This is a genomic window from Oleiphilus sp. HI0079 (assembly GCF_001635105.1).
In genome coordinates, this window is sequence record NZ_LWFT01000582.1 from 1 (window position 1) to 5001 (window position 5001).

Below are 5001 nucleotides of genomic sequence, written 5' to 3' on the forward strand. Positions count from 1 at the left end.
CGCTTTTAAACGGAGATCTTTTTACGCGTTGGAGTGATCGCAATAAACAGGGTGTTAGTGCAATGCAAACGGGCGCCACTAACTCTCTTTCTATTGAATATGGGAAAGAGTATGAGCTTTTTGTGACAAGTTCCGGATCCAACGAATCGAAGAGCATTCTATCCATCGTTGCCGGCGTCGATAGCGATAGTGACGGCGACGGTGTTGCAGACAGCGATGATGCTGTTCCCGGAGATGCCGCATGTAGTTCTTTGGATGAGACTATCTCTTTTGGTGAAGCGCTAGGGCAGGGCGCAGGTTTAGTAGATACGTCAGGCCTTCGCCGGACGCCTTCTTTAAGAGTATGTCTGTCGACATTTAAGACGGATCGCGGATTAACGACGCCAATCCATTCAGATGCGGGGCTTGGTATCGAAGCTTTCATTGATGACTCTTTGTCGCTTTTGATTATTGAATCGACGGAACTCAATCGTAATGAAGTATTGCGCCTACCTGCAGAGAAGGGCTTGGATGTTTCTAGCACATACAAGCCTCATGTACTTGTTTCGGATACGGTCAATAATGCTTTGTTCATTATTTATGAGAATGGTCAAATCGACAGATATGATTTTGTCTCTCAGTCTTTTGAAAGCTTCGTGAAAGCGCGAGAGAACTTTGTTAGCGACGCTAAAGCACGTTTAATTGACGGATTCTTGTTTGTTTCTTATAAATCTTTGCTTTCTGCTGTTAGCGACGACGTACTTGTTTTTGATTCTGCTGGAAATACCGTCGAACTGACTTTTGGTGGTTCACAGGCATTGTCGCCGGGAGAAAAGGTCAGCTTATTTTTGGGAGCAACTCCGGTCTCTCTTTCAGATGAATTAAAGGCTGATTGGGTTATAAAACGCCGGTCCCTTACCAGTATCAACGGTGTCGACAAATATATCGTTGAAGACGTATCAGCATTAAATACCGAGAACAAAGGGCTAACTCTTTCGAGTGGGCAGGTGAGGTTAAAAGATTATCTGGTTGTTACTCTTCGCGACGCTCAGGGGGATTTTCTTACGGAAGCTGCAGCTCCGGTTATAGGCTTAAATGATTTTAGCTTTAGCGTTGATGCATTCTTGCCCGGGGACGGTATCAACTTTGAGTTCGAGGACCGGCTTAGTTTCCTTTCTGGTGCTATAGAGGTTCGGTGGCAACTGAATGACGCGACGACCGCATTTTTTCGTGATGTAATGCTTTCGACCTCTGCTCCTTATTCGTTCCCTTCGGGTGTCACTGCTTTCGGAGATATAGTTCGTGCAACAATTAGTTTTAAGCTTGATGACGAGGTTGATAACTCCCGAGATGTTGTCGCATCGTTAGATCAAATGACGGCGCTAAAAATTGGTGCTCCGACAGGCCTAGTTCCTGTTTACAGCAGCGTTTCGGTCGTTGATCGTGTTGTTTCGGCTTCGCTTGATTTGAACTCCTTCGCCAATAATCAGTTTTTGGCTAAGTATTTTACGCCACAGTGGATTGTTGATGGATCGCTCGTTACCGATGCTGATGGCGCAATTTATACGCTACCGACAATTGATCTTGAGCTAGAATACGGCCAAACATTATCGGCTTTTTATGCGTTTGATATTGATGGTGAGAGGGGAATTACTCAGTCTTCGGTCGCAGGCTCAACAGTAGTCGATCTAAATAATTCTGCCTTTGAGATTGATCAGTCCTATGCCCCCCTCGGTAGCTCATTATCTGTCAATAACGCATTTGCCTCTCAGGTCTTCGATAACTTTATACCTGTTTGGGAGAAAAATGGTCAAAGAGGCGAAAACTTTACACTGTCGTTTTATGAGACAGCTGGAGACCTTGTAGGAGACACGATTGAGTTTTATCTTCACGATATCGATCCATCTGATGATAATTTAGTGGGCCCTAACAGGCTTCCCGCTGAGCAACCAGTTGTTTTGGGCTATGGTTTCGGTGCCGAGTCAGATGAAGACTTTGATGGTGACGGAGTTCGAAACTCTGAAGATTATTTTATATTTGATCCTGCTTGCAGCGCAGTAGGGCAAGGCATACCGGACGATTTTGACCGAGATGGCCTAGCAAATTTGGAAGAACTTGATCTGGTAAATACGTCTATCAAGTCTTATATGCGAAGTGCCGATAGTGACCTGGATGGTTTGACGGATTTGGAAGAGTCCAAGCTTCGAGCGACAACGTTCTCAGGATTAAGCCTGTTTGCAGCAGATTCTGATAATGATGGTAATAGTGATTATTATGAGATTCGACTTCGAGGGTCTGATCCAACAGATGAAAACGATTTTGTCGATTTCAACGATGCGGATCTGTCAAAGAGAGATCTTGATAGAGATGGTATTCTCGATGCGGACGAGTATGCGCTAAATACGAATCCAAATGTTGCTGACACAGACCAAGATGGCTTGGAAGATGGTTATGAACAGAACGTCTTAGGTACAGACCCAACTGATCCTGATAGCGATGGTGATGGCCTTTCTGATGCAGTAGAGGTGCAAATAACTAAGACAGAGGCTAGAAGCGGTCAAGGCAATAGTACTGACTTTGATGGGGATGGATTGAGCGATGGATTTGAGGTTCACAATAACTACGACCCTCGTTCGGATGATACTAACACCGATGGTGTTTTAGACGGTGCTGAGCTAACCGACGCGCCGGTTAATCGGCTTGATTTGGGTGACTTAGCCGACTATCGATATCGGGAAGGGTATTCGCCAATACCCGAAGGCACATGCTACGCGAGCTGGTTGTTTAGTAAACGTCCTGGCATCGTTGCATCAAGTGAGAATTCATCGTCATCTAAGGTGGCGCTCTCCGACTCAGAGTTATCGCTCGTTTATCTAATGGATGGAACAAGCGGGGACTACCTAGAGCCCATTCCCAATACCTTATTGAACGGTATCGTGACTAGCATGGCGTTCGGTGCGGAACCGGGCTCCGATAATACGCTTTATGTTGGCTTTGATGATGGTTTGGTTCGAGAGTACGATCTATCAGGAGCGACGCCTGCGTTCGTTAATGCGTTCACTTTACCTTCTGGCGAACCAGTAACCGCTGTTCTAGATCAGGGTTCTTACCTGATTGTAGAAAGCAACGATATTGGCGGAACATACACTCAGCATTTCTTTAATAAGACGAGCTATTCTCTTGAGTCGTCGTTAGTCGGTACCGTTTCAATTTCAAATGGTGTTTGGGATGATCCGGCAGTAAAGAGCAAGCTGTGGGTTTTAGAAGATCCAATTGTTTTTTCTGCTTATGAATTCCGCAATCCATCGTCAGCTTCGAGTCAAGTATCCCCACAAAATCTCAATCCAGATGGGTTAGATTTAGATGGCCCATTACTTGTGGATAACTCTCTTAGCAATAAAAGAATCCGTTTTGGGTCTGGTCACATCTATCTGCCTGCTACATCGCAATTCCTAGCAGCTAATGCAGAGAGTGAGCTTAAGTTCACTCAGGCGCTTCAAGTAGGCAGTACGGATCTGCAAACAGTTACCACTAATCGCCAACAGCAATTAGTCATAAAGTTTATTCCTGACCCGAACGCACCGAACGATTATTGGTCTTACACGCGAGATGGATTTGTACAGAACCCGATTGTTCTTATTGCCGCACAAGAAGATGCAGCGTTATTAAGCGCATATGATGATCCAAGTTCACCATCCACAGGCTACATAAAATTTTCGCGCTTCCAGGTCGGAGACAGTGATAGCGACAATATTCCTGGGTGGTATGAGGAATATGCCGGTTTTGATGATGCCAATGCGGGCGATGCAAATACAATGTTGGGTGGGCAAAGCGTGTTAGACAGCTTTGATGCATACCGTGATATCAGTAACTACCTTGTTGATAGCGACAGTGATGGCCTTAGCGATGGTCGAGAAGCGGATGAACTTAGCTCAGCGCTTGCTGGTTACAAGGTAGATTCGGATAACGATGGTTTGACCGATCAACAAGAATTGGAATTTGGCAGTGTTAACCCCGGATCCTGCCCGCTCGATCCAGATGAATTCAATAGCGACTCGGATCCTAATGATGTATCCGACGGTAATGAAGATTGTGATTCAGATGGGTTGACGAATTTGGAAGAGTTGAATCTTTATGGCACGGATATATTTGATGCTGATAAAGATGGTGATGGGGTGAACGACTACTTTGAGTTGTTTGTGCTCGGTACTGATCCCAATACCGCCATCAGTAAGGATGTCAACCTAGATGGAGTGCTAGATGTTCAAGACAACGATGGCTCGTCAGACTTTGATGGAGATGGGTTAACGAATGCGCAAGAAGAAGTCCATGGAACGGATCCTTATTCAGCGGATTCAGATGGCGATGGTTTGACGGATTTTGTCGAAATTGATGGTGCTGCCAACCGCAACATCGCGGATTATCTGTCGAACCCCTTGCTTGTTGATACGGATGGCGACGGCCTGTCAGACCTAGTGGAAAACGATACCGCTTTTCTTGATCCAAAAGACGCCGTAGACGGAAAATCTTCCATTATTGATTCCGATGGAGATGGGCTCTTTGATTGGGAAGAAGCGTTGTTCGGCGCGGATAGAAACCTAAGCGACACCGATGGTGATGGGTTGAGCGATTTCGAGGAGGTTCGACCGACGTTTGTTGCAGACCAACCTTATTACACCACAAATCCCGACGAAACAGACACGGACGGTGATGGCCTCAGTGATTTTGGAGAGCGGCAAGGTAACAATCCGAACGTTGATGTCGTTGATTGCGCAAACAATAGCGTGCCGATGGGCTTAATTAGGACTCGAGGTGATCAGACGGATACGGATGGTGATGGGTTAACGGACGATCTCGAGTTCAACGTTAGTGGCGATCCGCGTATTTTCTATTCGAACCCGTTAAGCACGGATACGGATGGCGATGGTGTGTCTGATCTTGAGGAGTACGAATATGAGTATCTTTATGATCCTGATACCTTGGTTAACTATGGCTTTGATGTTTCGAATCCACCTAATACTC

Annotated in this window: 1 pseudogene; it reads left to right on the top strand. The window is 45.8% G+C overall.

The window, feature by feature from the left end:
• Positions 1-62: 62 nt before the first annotated feature.
• Positions 63-5001 (top strand): annotated as a pseudogene (locus tag A3750_RS09830) (hypothetical protein); the annotation flags it as partial.